Consider the following 23,134-nt stretch of genomic DNA (forward strand, 5'->3'; position numbering starts at 1 on the left):
GCACACGACCATCCGTATCAATCAATGCGCAAGCGGCAACGAGAAGCGTATTCACGAACGGTAATCCGCGTTGATGTCGATATAGCTATGCGTCAGGTCGCAGGTGTAGACCGTCGCCTTCCCCTCGCCCAAACCCAGATCAATGCGAATATTTATTTCCGCATTTTTCATATAACTCGCGCCGTACGCCTCGCGATAACTGCTCGCGGGTTGCCCGCCTTCGGCTAGAACATGCGGGCCAATCCAGATGGAGAGGCTATCGCGCTCGGCGGGTTCACCCGCCTTGCCGACGGCCATCACGATACGACCCCAATTTGCGTCTTCCCCCGCAATGGCCGTTTTCACGAGCGGGGAATTTGCGACGGAGAGGCCGACTCGTTTAGCCGAGGCGTCTGAGACTGCACCGGAAATTTTGATTGTCACGAATTTCGAAATCCCTTCCCCGTCCTTGATAATCTGCTGGGAGAGATCGAACATGACCGCGTGGAGGGCTTTTCGGAAATCATTAAGCGCCGGATCATCGGCAGAGGAAATCTCAGCATGCTTCGCAGCACCGCTCGCCATCAGGAGGAGTGTGTCGGATGTCGAGGTATCGCTATCTACCGTGATGGAATTAAATGTCGGGTCGACATAATCATTCAACAATGTTTGCAAAACCTCTTGGGAGAGTTTCGCATCTGTCGCGACATATGCCAACATCGTCGCCATATCCGGCGCAATCATGCCGGAGCCTTTTGCGATGCCGTTAAGAGTGACAACCGTCTCACCAATCTTTACCGTCGCGGTGGCACCTTTCGGATAGGTATCCGTCGTCATGATCGCGCGGGCGGCAGAGGCCCAACCATTGGAGGATAAGGTCATATTTTCAAATTGCGCAACGACTTTAGAGGCCTCTAACGCCACACCAATCACACCTGTCGAGGCGAGTTGGATGGCATTAGTATCTGCACCAAAAGCCTTGGCCGCACCCTCAGCCGTTTCCACAACGGCATCGCGCCCCTTCTGACCCGCAAATACATTGGCTGTTCCGGAATTGACGATGACAAGGCGGGGGCCCTCAGTCTTTTTCGCCAGAGCTTTACGCGACCAATCTACCGGAGCACCTGGGCAGGCATTTTGTGTGAACACGCCCGCGACCTGTGTGCCCGCCTGACCGCGTAAAACCCAGAGGTCCGTCCGACCCTGATATTTCACGCCGGCCTCCGCCGTCGCCATGTCAAATCCAGCCAAGGGTGGCAGGTCCGGGAAATGCTCCGGCGCAAAAGGGCTGATTTTCATATCACTCATTTTCGGATGTCTCGTCTTCCGGCTCGGGCGGAGTCTCGCCCGCTAAAATTTCGACTTCACCTGACGCACGCAAATCCAAGAGCAAGTCCTGTATCGCATCAAATGTCATGAAGTTCACGATTTTAGGGCGAAGAGTTTCAAATGTCGGTTGAGGCGCAGGGCGGCGGTCAATGATCTCCGCGATGTGCCAGCCAAATTCCGATTTGACGGGACCAACATAGTCGCCTTTTCCCGCCTGAAACACCGGACGGGTGAAACGACCATTGAGCATATCCTGTGTGAAATAGCCCAAATCCCCGCCGCGTTCCGCACTGCCTTCATCAATCGAGTTTTCCCGCGCCAGCGCTGCAAAATCTCCACCGTCTTTAATCGTTGCGAGCAATTCATCGGCCTTGGCTTTTTCTTCGACCAGAATATGCCGCGCTCGTACCTCATCGCCCCGCGCGGCGAGTTTGGATTGTTCCTCATACATGCGGCGGATCGAGGTTTCATTCACGGCATCGCGCAAGTGTCGTTCCACGCGCAGATTGCCGAGAATACGCTCCCGCGCCGCCGCGAGGCGAATTTGCGCCTCTTGCGACGTTTCCAAATCAATCGCGTCGGCATCGAGCGCAAGCAAACGCTGGTCAATCAGCTCGTCCAGCGTTCCGCGAAACCGCTCATCCATCGGCGGCAGGCTCTGGCCCTCGTCGATCAAGCCCTGTTCCTGCGCGAATAAATTCACATCTGTTGCAAAAATTTTCGTGCCGTTCACGATTGCCACAGCATTGTCATCCGCGACGCGGTCAACAGTCTCCAGCGCGGGCGAAGTGGTTTTATCGTCAGCGCCCGAATTATCAGTACAGCCCGTGATAAATATGGCTGCGGCGAGGCCGAGGGGCAGGAAAATTGTGCGGATCAACATGTCTGTTATCTATCCTTTATCCACCCAGCAGAATTGAGGTCATGATGCGGTTGTAACCGCGTCCATCCGTTGACTTAGCGTGGCACCCTTCCTAAGTCGACACAAACCCGTGGACAGACCGCAGAAGACGGTCGCCCTCACCTTGTAGGACCTTCCCATGCTCGGCATCGCCAAGAAGCTTTTCGGTACAGAAAATGACCGGAAACTCAAAAAACTCCGTCCCCTCGTTGATAAGATCAACGGATTGGAGCCCACATTCGAAGCCATGACGGATGAGGCCCTGCGCGCCCAGACGGAAATTTACAAAAAACGTCACGCGGATGGCGAGTCACTGGATGACCTCCTCCCCGAAGCTTTCGCCACAGTACGCGAAGCCGCAAAGCGGACCCTCGGCCAGCGTCATTATGATGTGCAGTTGATCGGCGGAATCACATTGCATCGCGGCGAGATTGCCGAAATGCGGACGGGTGAGGGTAAGACGCTTGTCTCCACGCTCGCGGCTTACCTCAATGCGCTGAACGGCAAGGGTGTCCATCTCGTCACCGTCAATGACTATCTCGCCAAGCGGGATAGTGAGTGGATGGGGCAGGTTTATAATTTCCTCGGCATGACCGTCGGCTGTATCAATGCGCATGAACCATACGGGCCGTACCGCAAAGAGGCCTATAATTGCGACATTACCTACGGCACGAATAACGAATACGGTTTCGATTATCTGCGCGATAATATGAAATATTCCGTCGAAGAAATGGGCCAGCGTGGACATGCCTATGCCATTATCGATGAGATCGACTCGATCCTGATCGACGAAGCGCGGACGCCGCTCATCATTTCCGGTCCGACCGATGACAAATCCGATCTCTACCGCACGATTGACGGCATCATTCCCGAAATCCTGCCGGAAGGCTATGAGGTCGATGAGAAAGCCCGCACCGCTACCTTTAATGAAAAAGGCAATGAGCAAATTGAAAATATCCTGCGCGAACGCGGTATGTTGGAAGGCGAAAGCCTCTATGATGTCGAAAACGTCACCGTTGTCCATCACATCAACCAGGCTCTGAAAGCGCATAAGATTTTCACGGCAGACAAGGATTATATCGTCAAGAACGATCAGGTCGTCCTGATTGATGAATTTACGGGCCGCATGATGGATGGCCGTCGCCTCTCGGACGGTTTGCATCAGGCGATCGAGGCGAAAGAAAATGTCGAGATCAAACCCGAAAACCAGACCATGGCCTCGGTCACACTGCAAAACTATTTCCGTCTTTATGAGAAACTCTCCGGTATGACCGGTACAGCGGAAACGGAAGCGGGCGAATTTGCGGATACCTATGGTCTGGAAGTTCTCATCATTCCGACCAACCGCCCGATCCAGCGGATTGACGATGAAGACGTCATCTACCGCACGGAAGAAGAGAAGTTTGACGCAATCGTCGACGATATCGAAAAAGCCGCCAAAAAGGGCCAGCCTATGCTGGTCGGCACAATCTCTATCGAGAAGTCAGAGGCCTTATCCCGCTACCTGACAGAGCGCAGCATTGAGCATCGCGTCCTGAACGCCCGCCACCACGAGGAAGAAGCCTCCATCGTGGCGCAAGCCGGTATGCCCGGCGCGGTCACAATTGCGACCAATATGGCGGGTCGCGGGACGGATATTCAGCTCGGCGGGAATCTGGAGATGATCCTGGAAGAAACGCTGACACCGGACATGTCCGATTTCGAGCGCGAGCAGAAAACCTCCGAGATTAAAGCCGATATCGAGTTTAACAAACAAAAAGCCCTCGCCGCAGGTGGTCTCTACGTGCTGGGCACGGAACGGCATGAAAGCCGCCGGATTGACAATCAGCTACGCGGCCGGACGGGCCGTCAGGGCGACCCGGGTCGTTCGAAATTCTATCTCTCCATGGAAGATGACCTCCTCCGGATTTTCGGCGGCGATAAGCTGAAGGGCATGATGGAGAAGATGGGTTGGGAAAAGGGCGAAGCCCTGACCAACCGTTTCATGACAAAATCTGTCGAGACCTCGCAGAAACGGGTTGAGACGCGGAACTTCGACATCCGGAAAAACCTGCTCAAATATGATGATGTCATGAACGACCAGCGCAAGACGATCTTCGAACAGCGCAATGAATTTATGACAGATGACGATGTCTCCGACGTGATTGAGGATTTCCGTCACCAACTCGTCGAAGACCTCGTCGGGAAGCATGTGCCGAAACGCGCCTATGCCGAACAGTGGGATATTGAGGGTCTCGATAAATCCGTCAAAGACGCCATGATGATGGAACTGCCCCTGAAAGAATGGGCGGCCGAGGAAGGCATCGCGGATGAAGAACTGCAAAATCGTATTCAGGACGCGACGGATCAGGCCAGCAAACAACTCTCTGACGGCTTGGAACCGGCTGAACTCGCACGGGCGGAAAAGCAAATCCTCCTGCAGGTCATCGACAAGAACTGGCGCGATCACTTGCAGCAATTGGACGCCCTGAAGTCCGTTATCGGCATGCGGGCCTATGGCCAGCGCGATCCACTGAATGAATATAAGTCCGAGGCCTTCACCCTGTTTGACGGCCTCCTGACGAGCTTACGCGAAGATGTGACGAAAGCCATGATGGGCGCGTTGCTGAACGTACAGATGCGTCGCCAGCAAATGCAGCAGGAACGTACCCAAACACAAAATCAAACACAGTTGGAACAGGCTCGTCAGGGTCTGGCCGCCATGCAAGCCGCACAAGCGGCAGCTCCGGCTTCGCCCGCGCGCGGACCGATGGATATGCTGACCTCAGGTCCGACAGCGGCGACTGCAGCCGGTACACCGACCAACCCCGAAGCGGCGGAACTGCCCGAAGGTGCGCTGAACGGCGTGTCCCGCAACAGCCCTTGCCCCTGTGGGTCGGGTCGCAAGGTGAAACATTGTCACGGCAAAGTCGCTTAAACCAAAAAGGGACAGTCTTTCGCGGGCTGTCCTATTCAGGCGCGTCTTTTGCGCCACACTCCTCAAAATTATCGCTTTAGCGCAATAATTTATTGAACCGCCCCTCTGCGCATCATTATCGGGCGAGAGGCGCACCCTTTTGCGTCATGACTGACCTCAAGCCCCCATTATCAGCTCTACCCTTTGCAAAACCGGCCATCGGGGAACAGTTCGGTTCCAGCTTCATGAAGCGTCAGCCGATTTAGAGGTTTGCGCACTATTCAAAAGGGAACCGACCATGAAACAGCTTACTTTTGCCGCCGCACTTCTGGCCGCGACAACATTTGCACCAACTGCCTTTGCTCAGGACTCCGATGTGTCAGTCGCGACAGGTTTTGACTTCGTCAGCCAATATGTCTTCCGCGGCGCTTCGCTCGCCGATGATGCCATCCAGCCCTATGCAGAAGTCAGTGTCGGAAATTTCACAGTCGGCGGGTGGTTCTCAACCGCGATTGGTGACGACTCCGCGGTCGCAGGTGACGAATTTGATCTCTATGCAGGCTACTCTGTTCCGCTTGAAGGCTCCATCTCTCTCGACCTTGGCGCAACCTATTATCACTATCCGCAAGGCGGCGATTTCTTTGGTACCGATAATGGCGGCACAGGGTCTTATGAAGTTTCAGCCTCCGTGGGCTTTGGCGACGTTCCATTGGAGCCGAGCGTCTCTGTCTATTACGACCTCACACTTGAGGCCTTCACATTGGAAGGTGGCGTTGGTCATTCTGTTCCCGTCGGTGATGCACAGAGCTTTGATCTTGGCCTGACGGTCGGCCTCGTCGATGGTGATGGCTTCTCATATGAATGGGCCACGGCCAGCGCAGCATTGAGCCACGCTTTCACTGATGATGTTTCGGTCTATGCTGGTGCAAACTTTGCCCTGAATTCTGAGGATGTTCTGGACTTTAACGGCATTATCAATGGCGAACCGGAAGGTAGCCTGTTCTGGCTTGGTACAGGTATTTCTGCCGGTTTCTAAATTTGAATTCCTCGCGAGAGGATGTCTGGGAGGACAATGACCCGACTGCTGTGCAGTCGGGTTTTTTATTGGATCAAACTCAATTGAGGGTTCGACCAATACGAAGAAACTTCTCACGGCGAGCTTTCACGAGCTCATCCGAGGAAAGACCGTCAAGCTCTTTGAGCTCTTTTAGAATGACGGCACCAACCGTCTTCATCGCCTGATCGGGTTCGCGATGTGCGCCGCCGACGGGTTCCTTGATGATCCGGTCAATCACGCCTAGTCGTTTCAGATCCTGCGCCGTGATTTTCATGGCCTTGGCCGCATCTTCGGCGCGGTCACGGGTCCGCCACAGGATGGAGGCGCAGCCTTCCGGTGAAATTACGGAATAAATCGAATGTTCCAACATCATCACACGGTCCGCCGTCGCAATTGCGACCGCGCCGCCGGAGCCACCCTCGCCCGTGATAACGGAAATAAACGGTACTTTCAGGGACAGGCCGCGATCAATCGACCGCGCGATGGCTTCCGCCTGTCCGCGTTCTTCGGCGCCGCGCCCCGGGAACGCGCCTGCCGTATCGACAAAGCTGATGACGGGGAGCGAGAAGCGCTCAGCCAAATCCATCAGGCGCACGGCTTTCCGATACCCTTCCGGATTGGCCATTCCGAAATTATGTTTGAGACGGGTTTCCGTATCAGTACCTTTTTCATGGCCCATCACGACAACAGACCGCCCGCGAATTTTCCCCAATCCGCCAAGCAAGGCATGATCGTCCCCAAATTTCCGGTCACCCGCCAGCGGCGTGTAATCCGAGATCAGCGCCTTAATATAAGCGGAGGTATGCGGACGGTCCTGATGGCGGGCAACGTGGGTTTTCTGCCACGGGCCGATTTTGGCATAGAGTGATTTTAGCTGGACTTTTGACTTCGCTTCCAGTTCGGCAATGTCCTTGCCCTCGGCCTGCGCCGCCTCAATCTGGCTGTCCAATTCCGCCATGGGGCGTTCAAAATCAAGATAAGTACGGGCCATAAATAAGGTCTGTCCAGTCCATTAAAGAGGTGCCGCACCATAGCGATGTGCGGGATGGGGTAAAGAGTGGAGGTAAGGACTAAGGCTTTTTGAAAAACTTAATCATCTTCCCGTGGGCGACAATATCGCGGCCTTCTGTGCAATAGAAGTTAGCATCAAATTTTAGACGCTCAGAATGGACGGCAACCATTTCAGGGAAGAGAATATGCATTTCCGCTTTATAAACTCCCTGCAAATCTTCGGACTTGGAAATAGAATTGCCTTCACTATCCAAAAAATCCGGCCAGACATCGCTGACTGTAAAGTTCCCTAAATTGAAATCATCGGGATAGGCCAGTGCCCACCTTATTCCGTTTTTTGGATGTTTGGTCCGATAGGTTTTGCCTAACGGTAAGATCTCTATCTCCGCAAGAAAATCTGCCGAGTGTTTCGGATAGAGTGAACCAGCCATTCTAAATTTTATAGGTCTTCGTACTCACTTCATGGCCGTAGCGTTGGACGAATTTGCGCTTAATCCGGCGTTCCCAGCCTGCGCGGGGGCCGGGGAGTTCGGCTTCAGCGTCGAGGACGGCATCGGTGAATTTCTTTGAGGTGAGCGGCTTGGACCCTTCCAACAGGTCCGCCGCGCGGACGCCTGCGCAGAAATCCCATTCACTGCAGAGGTCATCCAGCAGGATGTTCAAATCCTCGGCGAGGACCGGATGCATACGTCGTTCAAAGCCCATTTATCTTATCCAATTTTGGCGAGCGGGTGGTGGTCTTCCACCAGCTTTTGTAACTGTTCGTCCAGTACATGGGTATAGATCTGCGTCGTCGCAATATCCGCATGGCCGAGTAATGTCTGCACCGCCCGAAGGTCCGCCCCGCGTTCCAAGAGATGCGTGGCAAAAGCGTGACGGAGGGTGTGCGGGGAAATCCGAGAGGCATCCAGTCCCGCATCCGTTGCCAGTTGTTTGAGGAGCTGGGCGAACCGTTCACGGCTCATATGGCCGGATTTTCCGGGACTGGGGAAGAGGAAGGGGTCCGCGCGGTCTTTCGCTATCGCATTTTTCGGCAGGGTTTGGTCGCGCACGGCGACCCATTCGCCAATCGCACGAACGGCGGCCCCTGTCAGTGGGACCAATCGTTCTTTGCCGCCCTTCCCGCGAATGGTCAGGCAGGGTTGCGCATCCGGGCGTACAACTCTTGCAGCGGAATTATATTTCAATGAGACGAGTTCAGACACGCGAAGCCCGCCCGCATAGAGAATTTCAAGCTGGGTGCGGAGGCGAACGCCTTTGACGGACTCGTCCGCTTCGACCACTTTGAATAGGGCATCAATATCGTCATGGGATAGAACCTTGGGCAGGCTTCGCCCCTGTTTCGGGCCGCGCAGGCTATGCGCGGGATTGTCCTTCCGGATGCCGTCCATTTGCAGGAACAGGCAGAATTGTTTCATCGCCGAGAGTTTTCGCGCGGCCGTCGACGGCGCAAGGCCCGTCTTCGCCCAGCCTGCCAAGACGGCTTCCAACGCACCCGTCCCGCAGGTCTCAATCGACATATTCTGACGACCCAGCGCCTCATCCCATCCGAAGAGATCCCGGCCGTAGGCGGCAAGCGTGTTCTCTGACGCGCCGCGTTCAGAGGACATCATTTCAAGGAAAGCGTCGATATGGCGGGCAGTTGTCACAGCGCCGCGAGAAAGTCTTCCGCCGCGACCTGCCCCGCGAACCGTTGTAGTCCGGCCCGGCGTAATGCTGTCACAATTTGCGCCCGGTCGGTTGTATTCAGGTTTGCGCGGGAGAGGAGCGTCGCAGCGCGTAATGTTGTTTCTGCCCGCGAGTTTGCGTCCACGGCTGCGTTAAGCAGGAGCATTTGCGATTGAGGCAAGGTCGCTTTTGGGAGATTGGCCTCTGCCAAAACATCCCCCGCCACATCCGAGACCCGTGCGCCAAGGGCAACGGCAAGAACAACATCGGTTAGCGCTTGCGCTTGAGTTGTCGTGCCGGTCAATCGCGTTTCTATATCACGGCCCAACCCCTGCGCATTAAAGCCGCCGCCAAGTGCATCCGCCGCCAGCGCAATCCGCGCCTGAGCCGGGCCGCCTTCAGGCAGAGCGGAATAGAGACCCTGCAGGCCGCCAATATCGCGAGCGAGCAGAGCGGCGCGGGCATAGCGTTTCAAATTAGAATCGACTCGGCCTTTGGCAGGGAGGGCTTGGATAATGGGCGAGAGTTTGGTCAACACGTCATCTTCCGACACACCCGCCCGTGTTGCGCGGGAGATAAAAGCGTCCAGAGCCCCCGCATCACCGGAGCGACCCAAGACGAATAATCGCGCTGTTGCGCGGGGACTTGGCTCGGACAGAGCCGTCTCCAGATCGAGATCAGGGGTCGCGACATCAAAACTGATATTGCCGAGGGTGTTTTCAATCGACGCTAAATCCAGCGTGGCGAAATTCTTGAAAAGCGCCGCGAGATCTGCGTCGCGTCCGGCCTCTGCGCCTGTTTCACGCTCACTGCCGCTACGTTTTGCCAGATAAGTCACGAGCACATCAGAGCTATTCGTCTCTTTTGCTGGAGGACGTCCGGCAATCAAGGCGCTGAGTTGGGCATAATAGGCATCATTTTGATAGCCGAGTGACCTCAGCAGATCGCGCGTCAATTCCGCCGCGGCCATTTCACCGCGTAATGCATGACAAGCCGCGCGGAGTCGGACCCATTGTGGTTCTCCCCGTCCGGTCGTGATCGTATCGGAAATCTCGCAGGCGCGGGATTGGTCACCTTTCGCCAAAGCGAGATCGACCTGCGCTGACGGAGCGCGTGTGAGTTCGGGATTGCGAGCGAGGAAACCGTCGAGAACCTCACCTTCACCCACGGCCATGACGGCCTGTAACCGAGCGGATTCGTAGGTCTTCGCGGCTGACTCATTTTCCGCGCGCGGCGGAACACCGCCTGATAAGATGACGGTTCGAACCATGTCACGAATGATTGGGTCGTTAGAATTCAGAGGCGCAGTGGAGAGGAGTTTCGCGGCGCGGTTGGCGGAGGTGCCCTGCCAAAGCTGTGTGTCCAATGCGCCTTCGGTCAGAATGCCCGCGTCAAAATCCTGCGCGGCGTCCAGGCTTTCGGTCTCAATCTGCGTTGGACCGGACAGGCCGTAATCCTGAGCCAACACTGTGCCAGGCCATAGGAGGGCAACTGCAATCAAGCCGACCCGCATCACGGTGCGGGCGTCACGTCAATGACGCGCTCATCCGTGGGCGCATTGTCCGGCGACGCACCTGATAAAGCCCACAGGAATAATCCGATAAAGAGGAGGGCCACGACCCCCGCGATGATACCAATTTTCTTCATGACGACTTCCTAACGCCCTGCGCGTTTAGACACAGTTAACCTCACTCAATAGATGTTGAGTCTAACACGGTTTATGACCATATTGCGGCTTAAGAGATTGTAAGGCGCAGTTCACTGCGGAACCTTACCCACACGAACGATGAAAGCGTGCTCATGCCGCTGAAGACAGACAGACCCATCGCACTGGTGGGATTGATGGGCGTCGGAAAGACAACCGTCGGACGCAGGCTTGCCAAACGGCTTGGCCGGATTTTCGACGACAGTGATGATGCGATTGAGCAGGCCTCAGGCCGCACGGTCGCGGGATATTTTCGCGATCACGGGGAAGCCGATTTCCGCGAAGGCGAATTCCGCGTCGTCAAACGCCTGCTGGACAGCGAGAAGCCGATTGTCATCGCCACGGGCGGCGGGGCCTTTATTCATCCGCCAACGCGTGAATTGCTGTTGGAACATGCTCATGTTGTCTGGTTGAAGGGTGATCTGGATACATTGGTGGAACGCGTCTCCCGCAATGATAATCGTCCGCTCCTGATTGGGACAGATAAACGCGCGAAGATGCGCGAGTTAATGGACGCACGACATCCGATTTATGCGCAGGCCCATATCAAGGTGAAGATCGCACGAGGGCCCCATATCCGGACTGTCAACCGCGTCATGCGGGCGCTGAAAGCGCGCGATACGAAATTGCTGGCTGCGCAGGAAAAGGCAGAGGTCAAAACCGATGACTGATGCCGCGACCGAAACACTCTCCGTCGCGCTGGGCGAACGGAGTTATGATATCCGCATTGGCCCGAAGTTCATCTCGCAACTGGGTGAGCTCATCCGTCCGTTCAGCCCTTCGGGGCGCGTGGCCGTCATCACGGATGAAACCGTCCACGGTCTACACGGAGCAGCCCTTGCGGAAGCGCTCGCCGAGTACCGCACGCACATGATTGTCCGGCCCGCAGGCGAAGCGCAGAAATCCATGGCTGTTCTGGAAGAGGTCTTGGACAGCTTGTTCCGCTCGGGATTGGATCGGTCCGATTTAATCTTGGCCTTTGGCGGGGGCGTTATCGGAGATCTGGCGGGATTTGCCGCGGCGATCTATAAACGCGGCGCGCCCTTTATTCAGATACCGACAACCCTCCTCGCGCAGGTGGATAGTTCGGTTGGCGGCAAGACGGCGGTCAACACGGTTCACGGCAAAAACCTGATCGGCGCGTTCCACCAACCCCGTCTCGTCGCGATTGATACGGACCTGCTCTCGACATTGCCCCCGCGTGAAGTGAAGGCCGGTTATGCGGAAATCCTGAAATATGGATTGCTAGGAGATTCCGGATTTTTCGAGGTGTTGGATGCGGGATTGGGCGCAGATGTTCTCGCGCTAGACCCCGCCGCCCTCACCCAAGCCATCCAGACCTCCTGCGCGACCAAAGCGCGGATTGTGGCCGAAGATGAACGCGAGGGCGGAATACGGGCACTCCTCAATCTGGGTCACACATTCGGCCACGCCTTGGAATTGGAAGCCGGATATGATGGCGATCTCCTGCACGGGGAAGCCGTCAGTGCGGGCATGGAAATGGCGTTTCACTATGCCGCCTCGCAAGGACTTTGCACACAATCTGATGCGGACCGCGTCACGGCGCATCTGACGAAAACGAATATGCCGCGCGTTTCTAACATGGCGCATCTGTTGGGCGATACGGATGCCCTCATGCGACATATGGGGCAGGATAAGAAAAATGAGGGCGGGCACCTGACCCTCATCCTCCCGCGCGCGATTGGCGAGACCTATGTCGAGAAACGGGCGGACACCGCCTCCGTCCGTGCATTTTTAATGAATTTGAGAGATAAGCTCTAAATGCAAGCCTTCCTCGAACCGCAAAATCTGATCCTTGTGGGTGTCATTCTCACCCTGCTGATCTTCTCGGGCTTTTTCTCCAGTTCCGAGACGGCCCTGACCGCCGCCTCCCGCGTGCGTATGCATGCGGCGGAGAAGGATGGCGATAAGCGGGCCTCGATCGTCCAACGCCTGATGAATATGCGCGAGCGTCTGCTGGGCGGTATTCTGCTCGGCAATAATCTCGTCAATATTCTGGCCTCTGTTCTGACGACGACACTCTTCACCAATATTTTTGGTGGCAGCGCCGCCGCCCTTGCAGCCGCGACCGCCGTGATGACCGCGCTGATCCTGATTTTCGCGGAAGTTCTGCCTAAGACTTACGCCATTTCGCAGCCCGACAAACTCGCCCTCATCGTCGCACGGCCCATCAACCTAATCGTCAAATTGCTCAGCCCGATTGTCTCGGTCGTGCAGATCATCGTCAATGGCGTGCTTCGCGTCTTTGGGATTGATACCAACGCCAGCGCCTGGACGGCAGCCGATGAAATCAAGGGCGCGGTCGACCTTCACCTGCAGGAAGGCGGCGTGGCGAAACGTGCCCGGGACCAGATTTACGGTGTGCTCGAAATTGGCGAAATGTCGATCGAGGAAGTCATGACCCATCGTCGGAATGTCGCCATGATCGACGCGGACGCACCACCTGATCAGATCATCAAAGAATTTATCGCCTCCGGCCATTCCCGCATTCCTGTCTACCGCGGAGATTCCGATAATGTCATCGGCGTCCTGCACATGAAGGACCTTTTGAAAGCCGTCACGCGCACAAATGGATCGGTTGAAACATTAGATATCAAGAAAATCTCGCGGGATGCGTGGTTTGTGCCTGAAACCACGAGCGCCGTGAAACAGCTTCGCGCGTTTCAACAGAAACGCGAGCATTTTGCGCTGGTCGTCGATGAATATGGCTCGCTCATGGGTGTCATCTCACTCGAGGATATTTTGGAAGAAATTGTTGGCGATATTCAGGACGAGTATGATGAAGAGCTTGCAGGTGTCACACGCTTGAAAGAGGGCGGCGCAACCGTTCGAGGTGATGTGGCCATTCGCGATCTGAACCGCGCGATGGATTGGAAATTACCGGATGATGAGGGTCCTGTGACAGTTGCCGGCTTGGTCATTCACGAGAGTCAAACCATCCCGAATGCGGGTCAGGTTTTTGCCTACCATGGCTACCGCTTTGAAATTTTGAAAAAACAGCGCAACCAAATTCAGAGCTTGAAAATCAAGAAGACTTTCGAGCCGGACATGCGGTCAGAGCAGAATTAGACCTACGTCTTAGAGACGGCCCAAATCCAGCGGTCCAAGCTGTCTGCTGCGCGCTTTCCCGCTAATTGCCCAGCTAACAAAATGTTCGCAATTGCGCGTCATTACGCCGTAACGTTGTCCAATCTTGCCGCGGGCGCGGGCCACAACTTCTGTGCCGGATAAGGCTGTCCGATAAGGCACGACCCGTACAGGCGCACCGCGCGAAAATTGGGTTTCCGATGTCTCCGCCACGCGGCCAAACCGACGTGAGGAATGAATAACAGTCCCATATCCTGTCGCAATGCCGACATGTCGAACGACGCCCATGACACCCACTTCCAACAGGGTTCCTGCGGGATGAAGGATGGGGACGTTTTCATACGGATATCGGCTCATAATTCTGATATAAGCACAATTTTCCAAAACGCAAAACGACCCCCAAATGGGAGCCGTTTCAAAACTCCTATTCGGAGTGATTTAGCTGGAGCGTAACTGACCATTTTCATAGAATGTCCGGGACGTTCCCTTTTCATAATAGTAGTAACGGTTTGTTCGGTCGTCATAATAACGCGTCGACCGATCCAAATTCGCTTTGAATCCTGAATTCGCACCAATCGCTTCGTCATCACGTTTGCCTTTATAGGCTCCCGCGGCTCCGCCAATAGCTGCACCGATCAGAGCACCTTCTCCGGCATCGCCGTCGCCGACATTATTGCCGATCACGGCACCGGCCACACCACCAATGGCAGCACCCGCCGCAGCATTTCTTTCAACATTTCCCGTGGTCGTACAGGCCGCGAACGCGACGCTGGCCAAGCCCAAAGATGTCAGTTTAATAAAATTCGTCATGTCAGATCCTTTCTAAACAATTGAAACGAAAAAGCCTGAGCATTTCTCGCTCAAGCCCCTAAACTTTTTTCGTCTTAACAGAGGACCAATGAATTATGGCATGAATAAGTTCCCATGTTTCTTTTTTGTTATCTTCCTGTAAGCTTACCATTGGAGGCATACTATGACGGTCGAAACCCTTTTCAGTCTTTTAAACCTGAGCGTCATGCCGGCCTGGGCGCTTTTGATCTTCGCGCCGCGCTGGTCTATGACGCGGACGCTCGTTCATTCCATGCTCTATCCGGTCGTCCTCGGCCTCGCTTATGCTTGCGGGATCATCGCCTCGCTCTTTTTCGGTATGGGCGGAGAGGGCGCGGGATTTACATCAATTGCCGAAGTCCGCGCCATCTTCAGCAGTGATGTCGGGGTCCTTGTGGGTTGGGCGCATTTCCTCGTCTTCGATCTCTTTGTCGGCGCCTGGGAAGCCCGCGACGCACAGAGACGCGGGTTCAGTCATTGGTTGCTCATCCCCTGCCTGTTCTTCACTTTCATGTTTGGTCCACTGGGTCTCGTTCTCTATCTCGGTCTACGGTGGGCAACCAAAAAAGGCAGAGGGCGTTTAGAGGAAGGCTCATAAAGGTCCCTTTGATTTGAAATCTGCAATGATGAAGTTCATCAGTTTTTTAATCCGCATTGGCGTGTGACGACCTGCGGGTCTGACGAGATGAATATCGATCGGTTCAGATGTATGGGCGGGCATAATTTGTACCAAGCGGCCACTCTCCAACGCGGGGGCCGCAATCACATTCGGCATATAGACAATCCCTAATCCGGCCACTCCAAATTCGCGAAGATTTTCGCCATTATTGGTTTGCAAACGACCCTTAGGCTCAATCTCGACTTCGACCCCGCTTTCGCATAATCGCCATGTCGGGCTGCGCGAATAGGCGAGTAATTCGTGATGGTCGAGATCTGACAATTTTGACGGTCTTCCACGCTGCGCCAGATAAGACGGCGCGGCGCAGAGCACCATTTTTGCATCCCCGATTTTTCGTGAGAGCAGACGGCTATCAGGCATTGTCCCGACCCGTAATGCAAGATCGATTCCTTCAGAAATCAAATCTAGGCGCTTCTCGGCCAACATCATATTGACCGAGATATCGGGATTATCCGCCATGAACCGTCCTAAAATCGGCGTTAGAACATAGGTCCCAAATGAAATAGGCGCCGTCATCCGAATGGACCCGGTAATCGCGCGGGCTTCCCCGCGAACACGGTCTTCAGACAGATTAATCTCATCCAATATCCGGACGCAATCCTCGTAATAAACCTGCCCCGCCTTGGTCAAACTCAATGTCCGGCTATTACGCTTGACGAGTTGCAGGCCGAGATAACGTTCTAACTCCGCAATGGAGTGGCTTACCGTGGATTTTGATAGGGAGAGTTGTTTCGCCGCCTGAGTGAATTGACCGGAATTGACCAGTTTCACAAACACTTCCATACGACGTAATTGATCCATTAAATTTTGCTTTCTATTCTGTTCGTAATTTCCGAACTCTACGTTCGGACATAAAATCTTTGTGAAGCCCTAAGTAAAGTCTAATCCTAATCAAGTCAGGCTATTATGGTCTGCAGCCCGTCCTTCTGCGCCCCACATCGTAAAGGGACGGGTCCCGGCGCATTTTTAATCAGACATGCGAATGATGCGACCGCCCATCTTTGGGGTTGGCAGGAGAGGCGATTGTCCGTGACAAACGCAGGTTGGGTTGGCGGGCGGCAACCTGCCAACAGGGGCGAAGCCCTGAAAAAAAACGGGACGTCCGCGTGGTGGCCCAAGCGATGGAGGACCAAAAGAAAAAATGTTTTACTCAAGGGCCAAGCGCGTGAGACGGGAGCAGTGGTCGGCGATACCGTTACGTCTTCCAAATCTCGAAGCTCTATCGGTCTTTAATCGATAGAACTCTGCGCTCTGTGCAATTGTTTTAAAAACAAATGCACGAACCAACGCGGCGGTGTTTTACAGATAACGGCCTTACTTGACTGCGGATGTTTCAATCCGTCAGGCACTCGAAACCCGGTCCCCCGATGCAGGTCTCACCCCGCACCGATAAACACACCGTCTTTCGGCACGAATAGATGAGCTCCTACCTGTCCCATGTCCGAAAGAACGAGTTTGAATATAGCGCGGGTTGGATAAGTGGGGATTATTCTCTTGAGCAAAAACTCTATCCACATGATCCCGTCCACCCCAGTCCGTTTTTTGTTCACAAACAACTAGAGCCGGGGTCCAGAGCGTTTATCGCTTAACAGCCCTCAACGCACTGAAATCAATTTAATCTCTGGATTCCAGCTTTCGCTGGAATGAACGGAAGTTTGGGATGAGTATAATTTTTAATCCACGCTTTCAAAATTCGCATAAGTGGGGATTAAGTTTTCCATTTTCTGGGAGCGTGGTGTTTAACGATGTATTGGGTGAATATAGAGAATTTCTAAATCTACTAATTTATACGAGACCGAATCAGATAGTTAAATTAAATTGAAATAGAGCACTAATTTAAATTTTAGTTGCTCGTTAAATCCTTTGTGGGTGTGGATAGCATTGTGCACAAATTATAAAAGCCTTTTAATTACAGTAACTTGAAGGTGTGGTAACTTGTTTTCGCCTTAAAGAGACACACTAGGCGTTGACCATCATGGGCAAATCAACACTATATATAGTGGAACGTAGCGGTTCACATTTTATATCAGATGTCATTCTATCTTTTGAGAGAACTTTCTCAAAAAATAACGACGTAATAAGTAAAGGAAGAAATCAAAAAAGCGCCGATGCAATGCACCGGCGCTAGTAGCTGCAGGATCGTACGATCCAACAACCCTGAAGAAGTCTAGGCTTAACGCGGTCCTGCAAATTATCAACATAATTTTCAGGAGGAACGCCCATGGCTTTCCCAGTATCTCTGCACGCGCCCATCGGAGCATGTGCATATTCTCAATCTTTATGCCCACAGACAGGAGTGTGGTATTCCTCAAAATCGGTGAGGCGCAGGATCTTACGACGTGGAGGCTTGATTCCCACAGATGGCAATGAGGAAGGTTTTTGGACTTTAGAGTCCTACCTCATCTAACGGAACCTGCTGATTTTTCATGCGGCTGAAATCGGTCCCGCGGACCGATTTCCGGGACGCCGCCTAAAAAATCAGTGCCTAAAATGCCGCATCCCGGTGAACACCATCGCGATGCCCGCTTCATCCGCAGCCGCAATTACCTCGTCATCGCGGATTGAGCCGCCCGGTTGGATGATCGCGGTGGCGCCCGCAGCGGCGGCGGCGAGCATGCCGTCGGCGAAGGGGAAGAAGGCATCCGAGGCGCAGGCGCAGCCTTGTGTTCTTGGCGCGTCCCATCCGGCGGCCGCTTGGGCATCTTCGGCCTTACGCGCGGCAATTCTGGCCGAGTCAATCCGGCTCATCTGGCCCGCGCCGATACCGGCTGTGGAGCCGTCTTTGACGTAAATAATCGCATTGGATTTGACGTGTTTGGCGACTTTCCACGCCATGCGCAGGTCGGCCATTTCCGCATCCGTCGGTTTGCGTTTCGTCACGACTTTGAGGTCCGCATCCGCGACATAGCCATTATCGCGGTCCTGAACGAGGATACCGCCCGCGACATTCCGTTGGGTCAAGGACGGGGCCGTGACATCCGGCAATCCGCCCGCGACGAGGAGGCGCAAATTCTTTTTCTTACGGAAGACTTCGACGGCATCTTCATCGGCGCTGGGCGCGATGACGACTTCGGTGAAGACTTTCACGATTTCTTTTGCGGTCGCCGCATCCAGATTTCCGTTCAGCGCGACAATCCCGCCAAAGGCCGAGACGGGGTCACAGGCCAGCGCGTTTTTATAAGCGGTGATGAAATCATCCGCCGTCGCGAGGCCGCAAGGATTGGCATGTTTGATAATCGCGACGGTCGGTTTGTCGCCCGCCTCAACTGAGCCAAATTCTGCGACGAGTTCATAGGCGGCGTCCGTGTCGTTGATATTATTATAAGACAGCGCTTTGCCTTGGAGTTGTTCGGCTGTCGCGACGCCCGCGCGGTGGGAGCCATCCGTGTAGAAAGCCGCCGTCTGATGCGGATTTTCGCCGTAGCGGAGTTCCTGTTTCAATGTGCCACCTTGGGCGCGATAGGTGGGCGTTTCTTCAACCTGCTTCGCGAAGTAATTGGCGATGGCCGCGTCATAGGCGGCGGAACGGGCGTAGGTTTTCGCCGCGAGTTTTTGGCGCAGTGTTCCCGTCGTCTGACCATCATTTGCGTCCATATCTGCCAGCACCGCATCGACATCAACGGAGTCGGTGCAGACGGCCACATGGGCATGATTTTTCGCCGCCGCGCGGATCATGGCGGGACCGCCAATGTCTATATTCTCGACGCACATCTCATAGCTGCCGCCTTGCGCGACCGCATTCTCAAACGGGTAGAGATTGACGATGAGCAGGTCGATGGAGAGGATACCGTGATCGTGCATGGCATCGCGGTGGGACGCCAAATCGCGGTCGCCGAGCAAACCGCCATGCACCATCGGGTGCAGCGTCTTCACGCGGCCATCCATCATTTCCGGAAAATTCGTGAGCTCTGAGACGTCCTTGACTGGAATACCTGCGCCCGCAATGGCTTTATGCGTGCCGCCTGTGGAGACGAGTTTCACGCCGCGTTCGTGCAGCGCTTTGGCCTGGTCGATCAGGCGGGATTTGTCCGAGACAGAGAGCAAAGCCCGCTTCACAGGGCGTAGGGTCGCGCGGTCAAAAGCGGGCAGGTCGGGATTGGGGCTGGGCATGGCGGAGTCCGTTAAAAAGCGATGGAATCATGTCTCGCCTATCACGCCGTTTCACGCGTTTCCACTTAGGCTGAGCGGTCGTCCACATCATTCGCGATCACGTCCGGCTCTGCCAAATTGGGAACAACCGCGAGCGTCGGTTCGGACAACACATCTGACGGGTCATAGATGGGGACGAGTTGTGCAATCGCCTTGCGAATATTACGACGATTACGGGTTTCCAATGCCTTGATCAGGGACTTTACGCGCTTGAGCACGGAGTGCGGATCAATCATCGCGCCGTTAAACCGTTGCACACCGTCCACGGCGGTCGGGGCGAGGTCTTCATCCTCATAAGACAGAACTTCGGTCAATTTTTCACCTGGGCGCAAACCTGTATAGCGGACCTCAATATCGACATCCGGGACCTTCCCGCGCAATCGAATGAGTTGCCGCGCGAGGCGGGCAATGTTCACGGGTTCACCCATTTCCAACACATAAATACAAGCCGAAGCATCATGGCCGCCGCCGATTTTCTCGCGACGTTGCGCCCCCATCGCGGCAGCTTGGAGAACGAGCGCGGAGGCCTCCTCGACCATCATAAAATAGCGGTCGACTTCGCGGTGGGTCACGGTCACGGGCCCCCCCATCGCGATTTGTTCCTCGAACAGATTCACGACCGACCCGTTAGAGGCCAGCACATTGCCAAACCGCACACAGGAGGCCTGCATGGTCGGGTTAACGGCCTGCCGCGCGAGCGTCAGCATTTCGACAATCCGCTTGGACGCGCCCATCATATTGACGGGAGCGACGGCTTTATCCGTGGAAATCAGGATAAAATGGTCGACGCCGGATTCCTCGCACATATCCAATACATTGGACGTTCCCATGACATTGGTGCGCAGAACTTCCAGTGGGTTTTTCTGGCCCAGTGGGACATGTTTCAGAGCCGCTGCGTGGAGGACAATTTCCGGGCGCTCGACCTTGAATATTTCGCGCATACGCGGGGCATTGCGCACATCGCCGAGAAAGGTCTGCCAAGGCGCAGCTTTCATTTTCGGCGTAAGCGGTGCGAGGCGTTTCTCCAGATTATAAAGATGAAATTCCGAATGATCGACGAGAATTAAAGACGCCGGGTCCAACGCCGCAATCTGTTGCGAGAGTTCCGACCCAATCGATCCGCCCGCGCCCGTCACGAGAACCCGCTTGCCCTGAAACATCTCTTTCACGGGTGTTAGGTCAAGCCGGCGCATTTCGCGCCCAATTAAATCGGCCGCTTCAAAGGGGGACAATCCGAGACTGGCATCTGTCGATCGACGACCGAGTGGCGCACCCAGATCCGAGGCAATTTTAATAAGGTTCGCCGTCTGCGCCCGATCCGGCGCGGGATCGACAGAGACAATTTGAAGGGGTCGGTCCTGCCGCCCTGAGATGTTTTTATACACCTCTCGCAATTCATCCAGATCACCCAGAATCGGAACGGACCGAATGGACCGTCCCTGATATTGTCCTGAGGTTTCAATCAGGCCGACAGGGTTGAAGCCCGGTCCGCTCTTTTTCTTTCGCGCGCGGTCATTCAGGTAATTATAGAGGTGCGGCGCCGGCCCGACGAGCAACGCGTCCTGCGCATAGGTCGAGCGCGCCCGAAATAGCGCCCTGAAATCACCGTTCTGGATCATCATCGCGATGAGGCGCGACACCAGAATAAGACCGAAGAAAAGGGCGCCCGCCAAAAATGGCGCAGAGCGCGGGAAAGCCTCGGCCCGATCAAAAAAGAAATAGAGCAAGAGCGGCACGGAGAGCATAACGACAACAATACCGACGAGCAGCTTTCGGAAATCATGCAGCGTTGTGAAGCGCCAAATCGCCCGATCCTGCCGCATGACAACCCATGTCACCAAGACAACGCCCGCTGTAATCCAGCCCGCGCGGTGGTCAATATCGCTGCGAATGGGTTGGTTTAGAAAATCATAGCGCCAGCGGACAACCGCCATCATGGAAAACAAAGCAAAGACAACATCCGTACCGATCAGGGCGATGCTGCGTAACATACGGAAGGAGGGTTGCGCCGTTGAACGTGTCGTCATGCCCCCCCCTCTCTCTCATTTTTCTCGTCAACCTTAGCCGTTTTTTTAGGTTCTGACGGCTTTAACCGCCGGATCGACCAGCGTACGCGATTGGACCGCGTTTCACCGTCACTATCACAAAAGGCCTCGCCGCGCACGACGATTTGTTGCGTTTTAATGGGCGTATGTCCCGTGCCGAGATAAACGGAATCTTCCAGCGCGACGAGACCGCCATCTGTGCGAAAACGCCATCCCGCTTTGCCGCCCACGACTAATAAGGCCGAGGATTGATCCTGACTTAGGCTGGCACGTACATCGGGGTGGAGGTGAAAACGAATAGCAAACGGGACCTGATCGCGGCGCAGGGGCGGTGCGCCCACAGGGACGAAAAGACAATCTTCACCGCGGACATCACTTCCGTCTTTCGGGACGAATAAACGCCGCCGATGGGCAAGGCCATATTCCCCGCGATAGCCCTCATGATGGGATTCCAGCCAAATCCCGGACTCTTGTTCTTTTCGAGAGGCACGGACGGGACCGACATCGCGGTCGACGGCGTCCCCGACTACACGACGTTTCCAGTCTGAGTTCAAAAGAGCGCCGGGCGAACGTCCATCCAAAATTAATGTCGAATGCGCCGCCGCAGCCCGCACGGGACGGGACCAAGATAAAGGTTGCTCTGGGTTAAACCCGCAGGCCGTAATGATGGCACCCTCGGGGGTGGACAGATCCATCGCCAAAGGCGCCAAATGGGTTTCCCCATCAAAGGGACGCGGCGCGGCACATCCCGTATCGATAATCGCAACCGTCCCCCCGGCAGAGAGGCGTTGATAGCCCGTATGCGGACCGTAACCAAACGGCTTTGGGTCGCCCGGAGCGACATTAAGGAGTTCGGCAATATCGGCGGCATCCCATTCACCGCCCCCTTGGAACGGCGCGAGCTCTCCACCGGCACGGCGAAAAAACGCGACCATTGGCGCGAGCCGATCAATGACGCGGGAGAGGTCGCGGGAGCCTTCGACGCCGCGATCCGCCAAGAGCGTGTCGAGCGTGAGCAGTAGCCGCAAAGCCTCTGCCGTATTTGCGGGCGAGCGCGAAATATGGCCCCCATCCGGCAAGATTTGCACGGAGAGCTCAGAATCCAGATAATCCAACCCGCGTTCCAAAAATTGTGATCGCCCATCGGTCAATCTTGCGCCGCCCATCGCCAAGGCGCATCCCGCCTGAAGACGAATTAATCCCGGCGGTAGCTTTTTTAATGATCCACGCAGTGCTGTGAGTTGGCTGACAACTGATCCGCGACGGTGGTCCAATGTCGGTTCCGCATCAGCTGTGGCAAGGGCTGGAGCCCAGACGCTGAGCCAATTAAATAAACGCCGTGCAAGGCGCTCACTATCCCACGCAAATTCATTACCTTTGCCATAGGTTTCAATCCAGCCATCAACATAGCTTCGGGCCCTGGCATGATGGGCTTCACTATCCACCGCCAATAGGTCAGGCAGCCAGTCAAAACTATGGAGCCAATCCGCGAAACGACGGGACGGCGCGGCTTCCGTCCAGGGCCCGACATCCAAATTTTGTCCGGCAAACTGAAATTGTCCTTCCAGAAGCTCGCTGGCTTTCTCGGCATCCCCCAAAGTCAGGGCGGGCTTGGCAGGATGAAAAGGCCCAGGCTTTCGCGTTGGGAGTTTTCCGGGGCCTTTACCCGAGGTGAACCCCGCAAAAAATCGGCGCACATGCTGTTTTGTCAGGTCCAATGCCGTTGGCAGCGTTGGAACACGCGATTTTAGGGATGGGTGGCTCGGCTTGGCCATAAGG

Annotated in this window: 20 protein-coding genes; 6 read left to right on the forward strand and 14 right to left on the reverse strand. The window is 55.1% G+C overall.

What is annotated here, in order from left to right:
* Positions 1–51 precede the first annotated feature (51 nt).
* Both argJ and ACP9M6_RS02430 read right to left on the reverse strand, forming a co-directional pair.
* Complete coding sequence (gene argJ, locus ACP9M6_RS02425) at positions 52–1,287, reverse strand: bifunctional glutamate N-acetyltransferase/amino-acid acetyltransferase ArgJ (RefSeq protein ID WP_427453121.1); 1,236 nt, start codon at positions 1,285–1,287, stop codon at positions 52–54.
* Positions 1,280–2,191 (reverse strand): peptidylprolyl isomerase, encoded by a 912-nt coding sequence (locus ACP9M6_RS02430; protein WP_427453123.1) that lies wholly within the window; start codon positions 2,189–2,191, stop codon positions 1,280–1,282. Before ACP9M6_RS02430 ends, argJ begins: the two co-directional genes overlap by 8 nt.
* A 157-nt stretch (positions 2,192–2,348) precedes the next feature.
* On the opposite strand from ACP9M6_RS02430, the gene secA reads away from it, so the two are divergent.
* Both secA and ACP9M6_RS02440 read left to right on the forward strand, forming a co-directional pair.
* Positions 2,349–5,126 carry a preprotein translocase subunit SecA gene (secA, locus tag ACP9M6_RS02435; RefSeq protein WP_427453125.1) on the forward strand — a complete coding sequence of 926 codons (2,778 nt, stop codon included), beginning with the start codon at positions 2,349–2,351 and terminating at the stop codon, positions 5,124–5,126.
* A 277-nt stretch (positions 5,127–5,403) separates the two neighbouring features.
* Positions 5,404–6,141: a TorF family putative porin gene (locus ACP9M6_RS02440; protein WP_427453126.1), complete on the forward strand. Its 738-nt coding sequence runs from the start codon at positions 5,404–5,406 to the stop codon at positions 6,139–6,141.
* Positions 6,142–6,220: 79 nt separating this feature from the next.
* On the opposite strand, the gene ACP9M6_RS02445 is transcribed toward ACP9M6_RS02440, so the two are convergent.
* The 6 genes from ACP9M6_RS02445 to ACP9M6_RS02470 form a co-directional block, all read right to left on the reverse strand.
* Positions 6,221–7,153: an acetyl-CoA carboxylase carboxyltransferase subunit alpha gene (locus ACP9M6_RS02445; RefSeq protein ID WP_427453127.1), complete on the reverse strand. Its 933-nt coding sequence runs from the start codon at positions 7,151–7,153 to the stop codon at positions 6,221–6,223.
* 79 nt (positions 7,154–7,232) lie between these two features.
* Positions 7,233–7,604: a hypothetical protein gene (locus ACP9M6_RS02450; RefSeq protein WP_427453129.1), complete on the reverse strand. Its 372-nt coding sequence runs from the start codon at positions 7,602–7,604 to the stop codon at positions 7,233–7,235.
* Between the two features lies 1 nt (position 7,605).
* Positions 7,606–7,878: a hypothetical protein gene (locus tag ACP9M6_RS02455; protein ID WP_427453131.1), complete on the reverse strand. Its 273-nt coding sequence runs from the start codon at positions 7,876–7,878 to the stop codon at positions 7,606–7,608.
* Between the two features lie 5 nt (positions 7,879–7,883).
* The gene (locus ACP9M6_RS02460; RefSeq protein WP_427453132.1) at positions 7,884–8,822 is read right to left on the reverse strand and encodes a site-specific tyrosine recombinase XerD; all 939 of its coding nucleotides are present in this window, start codon (positions 8,820–8,822) and stop codon (positions 7,884–7,886) included.
* Entirely contained in the window at positions 8,819–10,309 is a 1,491-nt protein-coding gene (locus tag ACP9M6_RS02465; RefSeq protein ID WP_427453134.1) for a hypothetical protein, read from the reverse strand. The genes ACP9M6_RS02460 and ACP9M6_RS02465 overlap by 4 nt, the downstream gene beginning before the upstream one ends.
* A 44-nt stretch (positions 10,310–10,353) precedes the next feature.
* On the reverse strand, positions 10,354–10,488 hold the full coding sequence (locus ACP9M6_RS02470; RefSeq protein WP_427453136.1) for a hypothetical protein: 135 nt from the start codon (positions 10,486–10,488) through the stop codon (positions 10,354–10,356).
* 153 nt (positions 10,489–10,641) lie between these two features.
* On the opposite strand from ACP9M6_RS02470, the gene ACP9M6_RS02475 reads away from it, so the two are divergent.
* From ACP9M6_RS02475 to ACP9M6_RS02485, 3 genes are read left to right on the forward strand one after another with little or no spacing between them, the layout of a single operon-like run.
* Complete coding sequence (locus ACP9M6_RS02475; protein WP_427453137.1) at positions 10,642–11,217, forward strand: shikimate kinase; 576 nt, start codon at positions 10,642–10,644, stop codon at positions 11,215–11,217.
* On the forward strand, positions 11,210–12,328 hold the full coding sequence (gene aroB / locus ACP9M6_RS02480; RefSeq protein WP_427453138.1) for a 3-dehydroquinate synthase: 1,119 nt from the start codon (positions 11,210–11,212) through the stop codon (positions 12,326–12,328). The genes ACP9M6_RS02475 and aroB overlap by 8 nt, the downstream gene beginning before the upstream one ends.
* Positions 12,329–13,636, forward strand: a complete 1,308-nt coding sequence (locus ACP9M6_RS02485; protein ID WP_427453139.1) for an HlyC/CorC family transporter — start codon at positions 12,329–12,331, stop codon at positions 13,634–13,636.
* Positions 13,637–13,645: 9 nt separating this feature from the next.
* On the opposite strand, the gene ACP9M6_RS02490 is transcribed toward ACP9M6_RS02485, so the two are convergent.
* Both ACP9M6_RS02490 and ACP9M6_RS02495 read right to left on the reverse strand, forming a co-directional pair.
* Positions 13,646–14,011, reverse strand: a complete 366-nt coding sequence (locus tag ACP9M6_RS02490; RefSeq protein ID WP_427453140.1) for a lecithin retinol acyltransferase family protein — start codon at positions 14,009–14,011, stop codon at positions 13,646–13,648.
* Positions 14,012–14,092: 81 nt separating this feature from the next.
* Positions 14,093–14,464: a YMGG-like glycine zipper-containing protein gene (locus tag ACP9M6_RS02495; protein ID WP_427453141.1), complete on the reverse strand. Its 372-nt coding sequence runs from the start codon at positions 14,462–14,464 to the stop codon at positions 14,093–14,095.
* A gap of 163 nt (positions 14,465–14,627) precedes the next feature.
* On the opposite strand from ACP9M6_RS02495, the gene ACP9M6_RS02500 reads away from it, so the two are divergent.
* A complete protein-coding gene (locus ACP9M6_RS02500; RefSeq protein ID WP_427453142.1) occupies positions 14,628–15,080 on the forward strand; it encodes an ABA4-like family protein in 453 nt (150 codons plus the stop codon).
* Here ACP9M6_RS02500 and ACP9M6_RS02505 read toward each other — a convergent pair.
* The 4 genes from ACP9M6_RS02505 to ACP9M6_RS02520 all read right to left on the reverse strand — a co-directional run bounded on the left by ACP9M6_RS02505 (position 15,075) and on the right by ACP9M6_RS02520 (position 23,130).
* On the reverse strand, positions 15,075–15,962 hold the full coding sequence (locus ACP9M6_RS02505; RefSeq protein WP_427453143.1) for a LysR family transcriptional regulator: 888 nt from the start codon (positions 15,960–15,962) through the stop codon (positions 15,075–15,077). The genes ACP9M6_RS02500 and ACP9M6_RS02505 overlap by 6 nt on opposite strands.
* Before the next feature lie 1,677 nt (positions 15,963–17,639).
* The gene (gene purH / locus ACP9M6_RS02510) at positions 17,640–19,271 is read right to left on the reverse strand and encodes a bifunctional phosphoribosylaminoimidazolecarboxamide formyltransferase/IMP cyclohydrolase (RefSeq protein WP_427453144.1); all 1,632 of its coding nucleotides are present in this window, start codon (positions 19,269–19,271) and stop codon (positions 17,640–17,642) included.
* Positions 19,272–19,336: 65 nt separating this feature from the next.
* On the reverse strand, positions 19,337–21,337 hold the full coding sequence (locus ACP9M6_RS02515; protein WP_427453146.1) for a polysaccharide biosynthesis protein: 2,001 nt from the start codon (positions 21,335–21,337) through the stop codon (positions 19,337–19,339).
* On the reverse strand, positions 21,334–23,130 hold the full coding sequence (locus tag ACP9M6_RS02520) for a heparinase II/III family protein (RefSeq protein ID WP_427453147.1): 1,797 nt from the start codon (positions 23,128–23,130) through the stop codon (positions 21,334–21,336). The genes ACP9M6_RS02515 and ACP9M6_RS02520 overlap by 4 nt, the downstream gene beginning before the upstream one ends.
* Positions 23,131–23,134 lie beyond the last annotated feature (4 nt).

This window comes from Litorimonas sp. WD9-15, assembly GCF_050271975.1.
Classification (GTDB): Bacteria; Pseudomonadota; Alphaproteobacteria; order Caulobacterales; family Maricaulaceae; genus Litorimonas.